This is a genomic window from Phreatobacter sp., from assembly GCF_052440005.1.
Taxonomy (GTDB): Bacteria; Pseudomonadota; Alphaproteobacteria; order Rhizobiales; family Phreatobacteraceae; genus Phreatobacter.
In genome coordinates this window covers 1-13,198 of the sequence record NZ_JBQVQL010000110.1, presented here as the reverse complement: position 1 = coordinate 13,198, position 13,198 = coordinate 1, and the positions used below count along the sequence as shown (strand labels likewise).

Sequence of the window (13,198 nt, the reverse complement as noted above, 5' to 3'; positions counted from 1 at the left end):
TCAAGACCCTCGCCATCGCCGCCCTCGCCGTCGCCACCATGTCGGTCGGCGTCGCTTCCCAGGCCGAAGCCGGCCCGTTCCACCGCCGCCACATCGGCTGGGGCGTCGGCGCCCTCGCCACCGGCCTGATCGTCGGCGGCGCCATCGCCGCGAGCCGCTCCAACGCCTACGCCTCCGAGTGCTACCTGACCCGCCGCTGGGTCGACGGCCCCTACGGCCCGGAGCGCCGCACCGTCCGCGTCTGCGAGTGATCGGTCCCCATCATCCTCGCAACGCCAGCAGAACCCCGGCCGCAAGGCCGGGGTTCTCGCGTTTGTGAGCCCCGCCGCAATCTGTCAGCAGCCGCCGCGCGTATGCCTTACGAGGGTCGACGGACGACCGCCTTGGCGTCACAGTGACCGCCCATCGTCCTTTCCTCGTTTTCGATTCGTCCCCGCGCGCCGCCGCCGTCGGGGCGCCGCTTCATTCGTCCGGACAATTCTTTTCATGCTGCGCTATCTGGAAACCCGCATCGACCCCGTCGCGCCGCCGCCCGGCGATGGTCCGCCGGCTGGCCTCATCGCCTTCTTCTGGTACTTCATCGCCCAGGCGAAATGGCTCTTCGCGGCGCTTTTCGTCGTCGGCATGGTGGCCGCCGTCGTCGAGACGGCGATCCCCTATTTCATCGGTCGGCTGGTTGCCATCCTGACCGAGACGCCGCGCGACCAGCTCTTCGCCACGGCTGGCCCGACCTTCGCCGTCATGCTCGCCGTCGTGCTGGTGGTGCGGCCGCTGGTGCTCTTCCTCCAGCGCGCGATCTCCAACCACGGGATCTCCGGGCCGCTGAACACGCTGACGCGCTGGCAGAGCCACCATCATGTCATCCGCCAGTCGCTCGGCTTCTTCCAGAACGACTTCGCCGGCCGCATCGCCAACCACGTCATGCAGGCTGGCGGCGGCGTCCGCGAGACGGCGCTCGCCACCATGCGCTCGGTGCTCCACATCCTGTTCTACGGCGTGGCGGCGACCGGCCTGATGGTGGCGCAGGACTGGCGGCTGGCGGTGCCGATCTTCACCTGGTTCTGCCTCTATGTGACCCTGCTGGTGGCTCTCGTCCCGCGGCTTCGCGACAAGGCGCGCACGGCCTCGGCCAAGCGCTCGGCTGTGACCGGCAAGGTGGTGGATGGCTACACCAACATCCACACCGTCAAGCTCTTCGCCCGCACCGCCGACGAGGATCGCTACATCCGCAACAGCATGGTGGAGATGAACACCGCGTTCCTCGCCCAGCACCGCATCAACACGCTGTTCACGGTGCTGCTCAACACCCTCAACGCCATCCTGCTGGCGGCGGTCGGAACGCTGGCCGTCGTCCTCTGGCAAGCCGGCCGCGTCGAGATCGGCGCCGTCGCCATGGTGCTGCCGCTGACGATCCAGATCATCAGCATGTCGGGCTGGGTCGCGGCCGAAATCCAGGGCATCTTCGAGAATGTCGGCGTGGTGCAGGAGAGCATGGGCTCGATCGCGCGGCCGCTCTCCATGCAGGACGCGCCGGAGGCACGCCCGCTCGCGGTGACGGGGGGCGAGATCGCCTTCGACCACGTGACCTTCGGCTACGGCCGGTCCGACCTGCCGGTGATCCGCGACCTGTCGCTGACGGTGAAGCCCGGGGAAAAGGTGGGCCTCGTCGGCCGGTCCGGCGCCGGCAAGTCGACGCTGGTCAACCTGCTGCTGCGGTTCCACGACGTGGAGCAGGGCGCCATCCGCGTCGACGGACAGGACGTGCAGGCCGTCACCCAGGAAAGCCTCAGGCAGGCGATCTCGGTGGTGACGCAGGACACCTCGCTCCTCCACCGGTCCATCCGCGAGAACATCATGTACGGACGTGCAGGGGCCGATGACACGATGATGGAGGCAGCGGCGGCGCGCGCCCATGCCGATTCCTTCATCCCTCACCTGAAGGACATCAACGGGCGGACCGGCTACGACGCCCATGTCGGCGAGCGCGGGGTCAAGCTCTCGGGCGGCCAGCGCCAGCGCATCGCCATCGCGCGCGTGATCCTGAAGGACGCGCCGATCCTCATCCTCGACGAGGCGACGGCCGCGCTCGACAGCGAAGTGGAGGCGGCAATCCAGGACAGTCTCGGCGAACTCATGGCCGGCAAGACGGTGATCGCCATCGCCCATCGCCTCTCGACGCTGCAGATCATGGACCGGCTCGTCGTGCTCGACGGCGGGCGCATCGTCGAGGAGGGCACGCACGAGGGGCTGCTGGCGAAGGGCGGGCTCTACGCGCAGCTGTGGGCCCGGCAGTCCGGAGGCTTCCTCATGGAGCCGCGGCAGGCCGCCGAGTAGAGCCCCGGCTGCCGAAGCCTGCGGCAAATCGCTGCGCGCCGAAGGGCATCGTGCCTTCGGCGCGGTCAGGTGGCCGCGCTGCCGTGGACATCGCGCGAATCCGCGTTGACTTCCGCATCTGAAAACGCTCCGATCCCCGCTTCGCGCGCCGGAGGGACAATCCGGCCCGACCAGAGTGGCTCGCCCAGCACGTTTGCGAGGAGTGATTGCGATGAACGAGACCGAGATTCACGGCATGGTCGCCGACGTGAAGGAGGGCAAGCTCTCCCGACGTGGCTTCATGCAGCGCCTTGCCGCCTTCGGCGTCGCCGCGCCCACCGCCTGGCACATCCTCGACTTCCACGGCGTCGCCCAGGCGCAGTCGCTGACCGCCTACAAGCCGACCAAGGCCGGCGGCGGTGGGCCTCTGAAGATCCTGCTGTGGCAGGCGCCCACCCTTCTCAACCCGCACTTCGCCATCGGCACCAAGGACCAGGAAGGCTCTCGCGTCTTCTACGAGCCGCTGGCCGGCTGGGACACCGACGGCAACCTCGTGCCCTTCCTGGCCGCCGAGATTCCGAGCCGCGAGAACGGCTCCGTCTCCGCCGACGGCCTCTCGGTCACCTGGAAACTGAAGCCGAACGTCAAGTGGCACGACGGCAAGCCCTTCACCGCCGACGACTGCCTGTTCACGGCCGCCTATGCCGCCGATCCGGCCACCGCCGCCACCACCATCGGCACCTACAAGGACATCAAGGTCGAGAAGATCAACGATCTCACGATCAAGATCACCTTCGAGAAGCCGACCCCGTTCTGGGCCGACGCCTTCGTCGGCGCCGCCGGCATGATCCTGCCGAAGCACGTCTTCGAGCCGTTCAAGGGCGCCGCCTCGCGCGATGCGCCGGCGAACCTCAAGCCGATCGGCACCAGCGCCTACAAGTTCATCGACTTCAAGCCGGGTGACATCCTGCGCGGCGAGCGCAATCCGGACTACCACATCGCCAACCAGCCGCATTTCGACACGGTCGAGGTGAAGGGCGGCGGTGACGCCGTCTCGGCGGCACGCGCCGTCATCCAGACCGGCGAGTTCGACTATGCCTGGAACATGCAGGTGGAGGACGAGATCCTGCTGCGCATGGAGCGCGGCGGCCGCGGCAAGGCCATCCCGGTCTCGAGCGGCAACATCGAGTTCATCATGCTGAACACCACCGACCCGTGGACCGAGGTCGACGGCGAGCGTTCGAGCGTGAAGACCAAGCATCCGACGCTGACCGATCCGGCCGTGCGCCAGGCGATCAACCTCCTGATCGACCGCGAGTCGGTCCAGAAGTTCATCTACGGCCGCGGCGGCAAGGCGACGGCGAACTTCGTGAACGCCCCGCCGCGCTACGTCTCGCCGAACATGAAGTACGAGTTCAGCATCGACAAGGCGAACAAGATCCTCGACGACGCCGGCTGGGTGCGCGGCTCCGACGGTATCCGCGCCAAGGACGGCAAGAAGCTGAAGTTCGTCTACCAGACCTCGATCAACGCCCCCCGCCAGAAGAACCAGGCGATCGTCAAGCAGGCCGCCCAGCGCGCCGGCATCGACATCGAACTGAAGTCGGTGACGGCCTCGGTCTTCTTCTCCTCGGACGTCGCCAATCCGGATACCTACTCCAAGTTCTACTGCGACATCCAGATGTACACGACCACCATGCTCCAGCCGGACCCGGAGCGGTTCATGCTGCAGCTGGTCTCGTGGGAGATCGCCAACAAGGAGAACAAGTGGCAGGGGCGGAACATCTCGCGCTATTCCAGCAAGGAGGCCGACGAGGCCTTCCGCGAGGCGCAGAACTCCCTCGACCCGGCGCGCCGGACGGCGCTGTTCATCCGGATGAACGACATCTTCTGCGGCGAGAACATCCTCGTGCCGGTTCTGGCCCGCACGCGCATGGCGGCCTCCAGCAACAACCTCGTCGTCCAGCCCAGCGGCTGGGACCTGGACCTGTGGATGCTGAACGCGTGGTTCCGGCCCTGACGCCATCCGGCGTCAGGTCCCGCTCAAGAGGAACCAGGCACAGACTCCATGGGTACCTATCTCGTCCGGCGATTGCTCATCGCCCTTCCGAGCCTGCTCGGCATCAGCGTCGTGCTCTTCACGGTGCTGGCGCTGGCCCCCGGCGATCCCTTCGAGGAGATGGCCACCAACCCGAACATCCCTCCCGAGGTGCGTCTCGCACTTCGGGAGAAGTTCGGCATCGATGACCCGGTCTACCTGCGCTATTTTCGCTGGCTGACGGCGATGATGCAGGGGGACTGGGGCTTTTCCTTCGCAAGCCGCGTCAATGTCGACACCCTGATCCTGCAGCGCCTGCCGGCGACGATCTTCGTCATCGGGTCGTCGCAGATCCTGGCGCTCGCCATCGCCCTGCCGGTCGGCATCTATGCCGCGACCCGGCCCTATTCGATCTTCGACCAGATCGCCAACACCTTCGCCTTCATCGGTTTCTCGCTGCCGACCTTCTTCACCGGCCTCCTCTTCATCCTGGTCTTCTCGATCTGGCTGGACTGGCTGCCGTTCGTCTACCGCAGCGACATCACGGCGACGGGCTGGCGCTGGTACTGGGAGCAGATCAGGCAGGCGATCATGCCGGTCATGGTGCTCGGCCTGTTCCAGGCGGCCTCGTATACCCGCTACGTGCGGTCCGCCGTCCTCGACGTGATCCGTCTCGACTTCGTCACCACGGCACGCGCCAAGGGGCTTGGCGAGAAGACCGTCGTGGTGCGCCACGTCGTGCGCAATGCGCTGATCCCGGTCGTGACGCTCGTCGCGCTGCAGATGCCGACCGTCTTCGGCGGCGCCATCGTGACCGAGCAGATCTTCCGCATCCCGGGGATCGGCTCGCTGCTCATCAGCGCGATCCTCTCCAACGACACCCCTGTCATCATGGCGGTGACCTTCGTCTTCGCCTGTCTCGTCGTGACCTTCAACCTGATTGCAGATGTCCTCTATGGCTGGCTCGACCCCCGCATCGCCTTCCGCTGATCCGGCGGTGGCCGACATCGGAGCCGTCGTCACCGCCGAGCACGTCTCGCCGTGGGTCGACGCCTGGCGCAAGTTCCGCCGCCACAAGCTGGCGGTGGCGAGCAGCATCGCGCTCCTCACCATCATCGTGGCGGTGATCGTCGGACCGTGGCTGTGGCCCGTGTCCATCAACGACATCGACTTCACCGCGCGGCTGCAGCCCCCGTCCCGGGCCCATCCGTTCGGGACCGACGATCTCGGCCAGGACCTGCTCGCGCGGATGATCTACGGCGGGCGAATCTCGCTCGCGGTGGGGCTCGCCGCCATGCTGGTCGCCATCATCGTCGGCGTCATCATCGGCGCCATCGCGGGTATTTCCCGCGGCAGCGTCGACACGGCGCTGATGTGGGTGACGGACCTGTTCCTGTCGCTGCCGCAGCTGCCTTTGCTGCTGCTCATCATCTACCTGTTCCGCGACGCGCTGAAGGACGTCTTCGGTGTCGAGATGGGCGTGTTCATCCTCATCGTCGTCGTCATCGGCGGCCTGAGATGGATGCCCGTCGCCCGTCTCGTGCGCGCCCAGTTCCTGTCGCTGCGCGAGAAGGAGTTCGTCGAGGCCGCCCAGGCTCTCGGCGCGTCCAAGACGCGCCAGGTGGTCCGGCATATCCTGCCGAACGCGATGGGCCCGGTGATCGTGGCGGCCACCATCGACGTCGCCGCGGCGATCATTGCGGAATCGACGCTGTCCTTCCTCGGCCTCGGCTTCCCGCCGGATATCCCGACCTGGGGACGCCTGCTGTTCGACGCCAAGGACTTCCTCGACTATGCGCCGCACTGGGCGCTGTTCCCGGGGGCGGCGATCTTCATCACCGTGCTCGCCATCAACTTCATCGGCGACGGCCTGCGCGACACCTTCGACCCGCGCCGGGTGCTCTAGCGTCCGAACCGAGGTCCTTGAGCCTTCCGGCCGCCGCGTTCCCGCGAGGGAGCGCGGCGGTCGCCGTTTCAGCCTCCCGGCGCGCCCTGCGTGTTGACGTAGAGAGCGTAAAGACCGCGGCCGGTCGCCATGAAGAGACGGTTGCGGTGGCGCCCGCCGAAGCAGACGTTGGCGCAGCGCTCGGGCAGGGCGATCCGTCCGATGGCCGTGCCGTCCGGCGCGAAGACCATGACGCCGTCGAGCTCGGGCTTCCCCATGCCCCAGCCGCACCACAGGTTGCCGTCGACGTCGCAGCGGATGCCGTCGGGTGTTCCGCCAGGACCGGCGTCGGCGAAGACGCGGCGGTTGCCGATCGACTTGCCGTCGGCGGCGACGTCGTAGGCGGCAATGAGGCGATGCGGTGCGGCGCGCGACTCCACGAGGTAGAAGGTTGTCTCGTCGGGCGAGAAGCAGAGGCCGTTCGGTCCTGCGATGCCCTCGGCGACGACGGCGATCCCGAGGCTGTCTGGGTCCACACGGTAGACGTTCTGCGGCAGTTCGGGCTCCGCCACCGTGCCCTCGTAGTGGCTCAGCAGCCCGAACGCGGGATCGGTGAACCAGATGGAGCCGTCGGACTTCACCACCACGTCGTTCGGCGAGTTGAGGCGGCGACCCTCATAGTGGCTGGCGAGGACGGTGAGGGAGCCGTCATATTCGGTGCGCACGACCCGCCTGCCGCCGTGTTCGCAGGTGACGAGCCGGCCCTGGCGATCCCGCGTGTTGCCGTTGGCCTTGTTGCTCGGCGCGCGGAAGGGCGTGACGGCTCCGGTCTCCTCGTCCCAGCGCAGGATGCGGTCGTTCGGAATGTCGCTGACGAGGAGGCAGCGCTGGTCGCCGATCCAGACCGGGCCCTCGCCCCAGCGCAGGCCGACGGCCAGGCGCTCCACCGCGGCATTGAACAGCCGGTACTTCAGAAAGCGCGGATCGAGGATCTCGATCGACGGATCGGGATAGATGGGGCTTGGCTCCCACATGGCTGCGGCGTCCTTTTCGGCGTTGTCTCCCGCCGGCAGTCTCGGGCCGCCGCGGGGGCCGCGCAAGCAGGCGGCGCGCAGCAAAAAGGGCGCCCGAAGGCGCCCTTTCCGTGGGGTTCAGGCTTCGGCCGGGTCAGTCGATGACCTGGACGATGCGACGGGTGCGCGGCTCGACCAGAACCGTGCGGTTGTTCACGACCGTGTAGCGGTACTCGGTCTGGCCGAAGCGGTCCGGAACTTCGTAGTAGGTGACGCGCTCGGGCAGGGTGCGGCCGACGGCCACCTCGCCGTCGTACTCGTACGAGCGGTGACGACGCTCGACCACATACTCGCGGAACTGCGGGCGGGTCGTCTCGGCGATGCCGCCGACGATCGCACCAGCTGCACCGCCGACGACGGCTCCGACCGGGCCGCCGACGATGGCCCCACCGACGGCGCCGGTCGCGGCGCCGGTGCCGACGCCCGGCGGAATGCCCTGGTCACGGGTCTGGGCGCTCGCGGGAAGGGCGAGGGCGAGCGAACCCGCAAGAGCGGCGCCGATCAACAGATGGTTCTTCATGATGTCCTCCGTAGAAGCTGCCGTTTCGGCATGGATGGAGAACGCGGTTGCGCGACTTCCGTTCATTGGCGCCGATCACGGATCGTGACGGACTGCGACAGTTTGCCGGCCCCCTCCGTCGTTAGACATGACGCGCTCGTCAGGTTTTGCATTGACTATGCGCTGCGCGCCATGCAGCAATGCGCGCCAACGCACGGGCAAAAGAACAGAGTGCATGGTGGGAACGACCGACGACATCATCCTTCAGACCCAGGGTCTGACGAAGGACTTCAAGGGTTTCACCGCAGTGAGCGAGGTGGACCTCTCGGTCCGGCGCGGGTCTATCCACGCGCTCATCGGGCCGAACGGCGCCGGCAAGACGACCTGCTTCAACCTTCTCACCAAGTTCCTGATCCCCACCCGCGGCACGATCACCTACAAGGGTGAGGACATCACCCGCGTGAAGCCGGCGGACATCGCCCGCCGTGGCCTCGTACGCTCCTTCCAGATCTCCGCGGTCTTTCCGCACCTGACGGTCCTCGAGAACGTGCGCATCGCGCTGCAGCGCAAGCGCGGCGACAGCTTCGACTTCTGGAATTCCGAGCACGTGCTCAAGGCGCTCGACGGCGAGGCTGCCCGCCTTGTGGAGGCCGTCGGCCTCGCGGAATTCTCCCGCCACCAGGCGGTGGAACTCTCCTATGGCCGCAAGCGCGCGCTGGAGATCGCCACCACCCTGGCGCTCGATCCGGAGATGATGCTGCTGGACGAACCCATGGCCGGCATGGGCCACGAGGACGTCGACCGCATCGCCGAGCTGATCCGTCGCGTCTCGGCGAACCGGACCATCCTGATGGTGGAGCACAACCTCTCCGTCGTCGCCTCGCTCTCCGACCGCATCACCGTGCTGGCGCGCGGCAAGGTGCTCGCCGAGGGCGATTACCAGACCGTGTCGAAGGATCCGCGCGTGATCGAAGCCTATATCGGAGCCGGTCATGGCTGAGGCCCTGGACGTGACGCGCCCTGCCGCCACCACCCCGATGCTCGAGGTCAGGGACCTCAACGCCTGGTACGGGGAATCCCATGTGCTCCACGGCGTCAATCTCGACGTCGCCGAGGGCGAGGTCATTACCCTTCTCGGCCGCAACGGCGCGGGCAAGACGACGACGCTGAAGTCGATCATCGGCATCATCGGCAAGCGCACGGGCTCGATCCGCTTCCAGGGCGAGGAAACGGTCTCGCTGTCGTCGCGCGCCATCGCGCGGCTCGGCATCGGCTACGTGCCGGAGGAGCGCGGCATCTTCTCCTCGCTCTCCGTGGAGGAGAACCTGATGCTGCCGCCGCAGGTGCGGCCGGGCGGCATGAGCGTCGAGCAGATCTTCGAGCTCTTCCCCAACATCAAGGAGCGCCTCACCAGCCAGGGCACCAAGCTCTCGGGCGGTGAGCAGCAGATGCTGGCGATTGCCCGCATCCTGCGTACGGGCGCGAAGTTCCTGCTGCTGGACGAGCCGACGGAGGGCCTCGCCCCCGTCATCATCGAGCAGATCGGCCGGACCATCTCGCGGTTGAAGAGCGAGGGCTTCACGATCATCCTCGTGGAGCAGAACTTCCGCTTCGCCCAGACGGTGGCCGACCGTCATTACCTGGTCGAGCAGGGGCGCGTGGTGGACATGATCCCCAATGCCGAGCTCGACCGGAACATCGACAAGCTGCACGCCCATCTGGGCGTGTGACCTGCGCAAAAACAAGAAAAACCGACCCGAACGGACCCCTTCTGGAGGATACGACCATGACGAATTTCCGTATGAACCGCCGCTCCGTCCTTGCCGGAGCCGCCGCCACCGCCTTCACCGCGCGCTCGATGGCGCAGGCCCAGCAGCCCATCAACATCAAGATCGGCGTGCTTAACGACCGTTCGGGCCTCTATGCCGACCTGACCGGCGAGGGCTCCGCCATCGCCGCCCGCATGGCCGTCGAGGACTTCGGCGCTGCGGCCAAGGGCCTCAACGTCCAGATCGTTTCTGCCGATCACCAGAACAAGCCTGACGTGGGCGCGAACATCGCCCGCCAGTGGTACGATACCGACGCGGTGGACGCGATCGCCGACGTTCCCACCTCCTCGGTGGCCCTCGCCATCAACCAGATCACCCGCGAGAAGAGCAAGATCTTCCTCAATTCGGGTGCCGCGACCTCGGATCTCACCGGCTCGCAGTGCTCGCCCAACACCGTCCACTGGACCTACGACACCTACATGCTGTCGCAGGGTACGGGTGGCGCCATGGTGAAGGCCGGCGGCGACACCTGGTTCTTCCTGACCGCCGACTACGCCTTCGGTCATGCCCTCGAGCGTGACACCACGGCGGTGGTGCAGCGGGCGGGCGGCCGCGTGATCGGCGGCGTCCGCACGCCGTTCCCGGGCACGGACTTCTCCTCGTTCCTGCTGCAGGCGCAGGCCTCGCGCGCGAAGGTGATCGGTCTGGCGAACGCCGGCGGTGACACGGTCAACTCGATCAAGCAGGCGGCCGAATTCGGCATCACGGCAGGCGGCCAGAAGCTCGCAGGCCTCCTAGTCTTCGTCAACGACGTGCACGCCCTCGGCCTGCAGACCGCCCAAGGCCTTGTGCTCACCGAGACCTTCTACTGGGATCTCAACGACAACACCCGCGCCTGGTCGCGCCGCTTCGCCCCGCAGCGCGCCGGCAACATGCCGAGCATGGTGCAGGCCGGCGTCTACGGCGCCACCCTTCACTACCTGAAGGCCGTGGCGGCGACGAAGACCAAGGATGCCGCGCAGGTCATGGCGTGGATGAAGGCCAACGAGACGGACGACCCGCTGTTCGGCAAGGGCACGATCCGCGCCGACGGCCGCAAGCTCCACCCGGCCTATCTCTTCGAGGTCAAGAAGCCGTCGGAGTCCAAGGGTCCGTGGGACTACTACAAGCAGCTGGCGACCATCCCGGCGGCGGAAGCCTTCCGCCCGCTGAACGCCGGCTCCTGCCCGCTCGTCCGCGCCTGATCCAGTCCGCATCCGGGGCGCCGCTCGGCGGCGCCCCGCTCCTCTCCGGGATTCGCAGTCCATGTTCGAGCTCTTAGGCATTCCGCCCCAGGCCCTTTTCGGACAGCTCCTGCTGGGGCTGATCAACGGCTCGTTCTACGCGATCCTCAGCCTCGGCCTGGCGGTCATCTTCGGCCTGTTGAACATCATCAACTTCACCCACGGCGCGCAGTACATGATGGGCGCCTTCATCGCCTGGATGCTGCTCAACTGGGTGGGCATCGGCTACTGGCCCTCGCTGCTCCTCGCCCCCATCGTGGCGGGCATCAGCGGCGTGATCATCGAGCGATTGTTCCTGCAAAGGCTCTATCACCTCGACCATCTCTACGGCCTGCTGCTGACCTTCGGTCTCGCCCTCATCATCCAGGGCCTGTTCCGCAACTATTTCGGCTCCTCGGGCCTGCCCTACCAGATCCCGGCCGAGCTGCGCGGTGGCCAGAACCTCGGCTTCATGTTCCTGCCGAATTACCGCGCCTGGGTGGTCGTCGCCTCCCTCGTCGTCTGCCTCGCCACCTGGTTCGTCATCGAGAAGACGCGCCTCGGCGCCTATCTGCGGGCGGCGACGGAGAACCCGACCCTGACCCAGGCCTTCGGCATCAACGTGCCGCTGCTGATCACGCTCACCTACGGGTTCGGCGTCGGCCTCGCCGCCTTCGCCGGCGTGCTCGCCGCCCCGGTCTACTCGGTCAACCCGAACATGGGCGCCGACCTGATCATTGTCGTCTTCGCCGTGGTGGTCATCGGCGGCATGGGCTCGATCCTCGGCGCCATCGTCACCGGTTTCGGCCTCGGCATCATCGAGGGCCTCACCAAGGTCTTCTATCCGGAGGCCTCGGCCACCGTCATCTTCATCATCATGGCCATCGTGTTGCTCGTTAAGCCCGCCGGCCTCTTCGGGAGGACCGCCTGATGGCCGAGGTCACCATCGCCGCCCCCGCTCCCGCGGAGACCGGAAGCGCAGACCATTCGGCGCTGCATCGCACGCTCTTCATCGCCCTGGCGGCGCTGCTGGTGGTGCTGCCCTTCATCCCGGTGATCGGCTATCCGTTCTTCCTCATGAAGGTGCTGTGCTTCGCGCTGTTCGCCTGCGCCTTCAACCTCATGCTCGGCTATGGCGGCCTCCTGTCCTTCGGCCATGCCGCCTATTTCGGCTTCGCCTCCTATGTCGCCGCCTATACGGCCAAGCACTGGGGCCTGACGCCCGAGGTCTCGATCCTCCTCGGCACGGCCTCCGGGGCTGCCCTCGGCCTCGCCTTCGGGGCGCTCGCCATCCGCCGGCAGGGCATCTATTTCGCCATGATCACGCTGGCGCTGGCGCAGATGGTCTATTTCTTCTCGCTGCAGGCGCCGCGCTTCACCGGCGGCGAGGACGGCATCCAGGCGGTGCCACGCAACAACCTGTTCGGCGTGCTGCCGCTCGGCAACGACACCACGACCTACTACCTCGTGGCCGTCGTCTTCCTCGCCGGCGTGCTGCTCATCTACCGCATCATCCACTCGCCCTTCGGGCAGGTGCTGAAGGCGATCCGCGACAACGAGGCGAGGGCCATCTCGCTTGGCTATCGCGTCAATCAGTACAAGCTCGCGGTCTTCGTCCTCTCCGCCTCGCTCGCCGGCCTTGCCGGCGCCACCAAGGCCATCGCCGTCCAGCTCGCCTCCCTCACCGACGTCCACTGGAGCATGTCGGGCGAGGTGGTGCTGATGACGCTGGTCGGCGGCATGGGCACGGTGTTCGGGCCGATCGTCGGTGCCGCCGTGATCATCTCCATGCAGAACTTCCTCGCCGGTCTCGGCGCCTGGGTGACGGTCGTGCAGGGCGTGATCTTCGTCATCTGCGTGCTGGTGTTCCGCGAGGGCATCGTCGGCGTCATCGGCAAGTGGCTGAAGAAGCCGCTCTGAGCGGCCCCGCCGGAGCCTTCTTTTGGCCCCCGCCCGGCCCTGCGTCGTGGGGGCGGGAACGCGTGCTTGATGAACAACGTTAAGGCAAATGCCCCGAGCTGCCTTCGCAAGGTCGCGATTGCGCCGCCTTTTTTAGGTGCGATGCTGGGCTGAACGGGCGGTCCACGACCGGCCTGCACGTGACGATATGGAGACGACCATGCACGCGATCAAACGCGCCCTGCTGGCGGGAACGATCCTCCCGATCCTGGCGGTAGGCCCCGGTTTCGGCGAGGCCCTGCGCTCCGAAGGCCCGGTGCTCCTCGCGCAGATGCAGCCCCAGGGACAGGGCCAAGGCCAGGATCCGCGCCAGCGGCGCCCCGGCGGCCTGCCGCCGCCCCAGCAGGGACGGCCCGCGGTCCAGCAGCCGCGTCCCCCCGTCGCGCCCGCAGCGCAGCAG

At 67.2% G+C, this 13,198-nt stretch carries 13 protein-coding genes; 11 read left to right on the top strand and 2 right to left on the bottom strand.

Features of this window, described 5'->3' with window-relative positions; genetic code table 11:
• The 5 genes from ACT6XY_RS20080 to ACT6XY_RS20060 all read left to right on the top strand — a co-directional run.
• Positions 1–251, top strand: a 251-nt coding sequence (locus ACT6XY_RS20080) for a hypothetical protein (RefSeq protein WP_444750079.1), incomplete at its 5' end; no start/stop codon positions are given.
• Positions 252–486: 235 nt separating this feature from the next.
• Positions 487–2,334: an ABC transporter ATP-binding protein gene (locus ACT6XY_RS20075; RefSeq protein ID WP_444750078.1), complete on the top strand. Its 1,848-nt coding sequence runs from the start codon at positions 487–489 to the stop codon at positions 2,332–2,334.
• A 211-nt stretch (positions 2,335–2,545) separates the two neighbouring features.
• Positions 2,546–4,333: a peptide ABC transporter substrate-binding protein gene (locus ACT6XY_RS20070; RefSeq protein ID WP_444750077.1), complete on the top strand. Its 1,788-nt coding sequence runs from the start codon at positions 2,546–2,548 to the stop codon at positions 4,331–4,333.
• A gap of 48 nt (positions 4,334–4,381) precedes the next feature.
• Positions 4,382–5,341: an ABC transporter permease gene (locus ACT6XY_RS20065; protein WP_444750076.1), complete on the top strand. Its 960-nt coding sequence runs from the start codon at positions 4,382–4,384 to the stop codon at positions 5,339–5,341.
• Positions 5,307–6,257: an ABC transporter permease gene (locus tag ACT6XY_RS20060; protein WP_444750075.1), complete on the top strand. Its 951-nt coding sequence runs from the start codon at positions 5,307–5,309 to the stop codon at positions 6,255–6,257. The genes ACT6XY_RS20065 and ACT6XY_RS20060 overlap by 35 nt, the downstream gene beginning before the upstream one ends.
• A 68-nt stretch (positions 6,258–6,325) precedes the next feature.
• Here the strand turns inward: ACT6XY_RS20060 and ACT6XY_RS20055 are convergent, their stop codons facing one another.
• Together ACT6XY_RS20055 and ACT6XY_RS20050 are read right to left on the bottom strand one after the other, a co-directional pair.
• A complete protein-coding gene (locus ACT6XY_RS20055; RefSeq protein WP_444750074.1) occupies positions 6,326–7,270 on the bottom strand; it encodes an SMP-30/gluconolactonase/LRE family protein in 945 nt (314 codons plus the stop codon).
• 133 nt (positions 7,271–7,403) lie between these two features.
• On the bottom strand, positions 7,404–7,829 hold the full coding sequence (locus tag ACT6XY_RS20050) for a DUF1236 domain-containing protein (protein WP_444750073.1): 426 nt from the start codon (positions 7,827–7,829) through the stop codon (positions 7,404–7,406).
• A gap of 214 nt (positions 7,830–8,043) precedes the next feature.
• Between ACT6XY_RS20050 and ACT6XY_RS20045 the strand changes: the two genes are divergently transcribed.
• From ACT6XY_RS20045 to ACT6XY_RS20020, 6 genes are all read left to right on the top strand, one after another.
• The gene (locus tag ACT6XY_RS20045) at positions 8,044–8,808 is read left to right on the top strand and encodes an ABC transporter ATP-binding protein (RefSeq protein ID WP_444750072.1); all 765 of its coding nucleotides are present in this window, start codon (positions 8,044–8,046) and stop codon (positions 8,806–8,808) included.
• The gene (locus ACT6XY_RS20040) at positions 8,801–9,538 is read left to right on the top strand and encodes an ABC transporter ATP-binding protein (RefSeq protein WP_444750071.1); all 738 of its coding nucleotides are present in this window, start codon (positions 8,801–8,803) and stop codon (positions 9,536–9,538) included. Before ACT6XY_RS20045 ends, ACT6XY_RS20040 begins: the two co-directional genes overlap by 8 nt.
• Positions 9,539–9,594: 56 nt before the next feature.
• On the top strand, positions 9,595–10,821 hold the full coding sequence (locus ACT6XY_RS20035; RefSeq protein WP_444750070.1) for an ABC transporter substrate-binding protein: 1,227 nt from the start codon (positions 9,595–9,597) through the stop codon (positions 10,819–10,821).
• A gap of 61 nt (positions 10,822–10,882) precedes the next feature.
• Entirely contained in the window at positions 10,883–11,770 is an 888-nt protein-coding gene (locus ACT6XY_RS20030; RefSeq protein WP_444750069.1) for a branched-chain amino acid ABC transporter permease, read from the top strand.
• A complete protein-coding gene (locus ACT6XY_RS20025; RefSeq protein WP_444750068.1) occupies positions 11,770–12,759 on the top strand; it encodes a branched-chain amino acid ABC transporter permease in 990 nt (329 codons plus the stop codon). The genes ACT6XY_RS20030 and ACT6XY_RS20025 overlap by 1 nt, the downstream gene beginning before the upstream one ends.
• Before the next feature lie 199 nt (positions 12,760–12,958).
• The coding region (locus ACT6XY_RS20020; RefSeq protein WP_444750067.1) for a hypothetical protein at positions 12,959–13,198 on the top strand (240 nt) is incomplete at its 3' end.

Bases quoted from the DNA above. Each gene is read 5' to 3' on its own strand.
- ACT6XY_RS20065 (WP_444750076.1), top strand. From the start codon at position 4,382: ATGGGTACCTATCTCGTCCGGCGATTGCTCATCGCCCTTCCGAGCCTG.
- ACT6XY_RS20070 (WP_444750077.1), top strand. From the start codon at position 2,546: ATGAACGAGACCGAGATTCACGGCATGGTCGCCGACGTGAAGGAGGGC.
- ACT6XY_RS20055 (WP_444750074.1), bottom strand. From the start codon at position 7,270: ATGTGGGAGCCAAGCCCCATCTATCCCGATCCGTCGATCGAGATCCTC.
- ACT6XY_RS20050 (WP_444750073.1), bottom strand. From the start codon at position 7,829: ATGAAGAACCATCTGTTGATCGGCGCCGCTCTTGCGGGTTCGCTCGCC.
- ACT6XY_RS20025 (WP_444750068.1), top strand. From the start codon at position 11,770: ATGGCCGAGGTCACCATCGCCGCCCCCGCTCCCGCGGAGACCGGAAGC.
- ACT6XY_RS20045 (WP_444750072.1), top strand. From the start codon at position 8,044: ATGGTGGGAACGACCGACGACATCATCCTTCAGACCCAGGGTCTGACG.
- ACT6XY_RS20075 (WP_444750078.1), top strand. From the start codon at position 487: ATGCTGCGCTATCTGGAAACCCGCATCGACCCCGTCGCGCCGCCGCCC.
- ACT6XY_RS20035 (WP_444750070.1), top strand. From the start codon at position 9,595: ATGACGAATTTCCGTATGAACCGCCGCTCCGTCCTTGCCGGAGCCGCC.
- ACT6XY_RS20030 (WP_444750069.1), top strand. From the start codon at position 10,883: ATGTTCGAGCTCTTAGGCATTCCGCCCCAGGCCCTTTTCGGACAGCTC.
- ACT6XY_RS20060 (WP_444750075.1), top strand. From the start codon at position 5,307: ATGGCTGGCTCGACCCCCGCATCGCCTTCCGCTGATCCGGCGGTGGCC.
- ACT6XY_RS20040 (WP_444750071.1), top strand. From the start codon at position 8,801: ATGGCTGAGGCCCTGGACGTGACGCGCCCTGCCGCCACCACCCCGATG.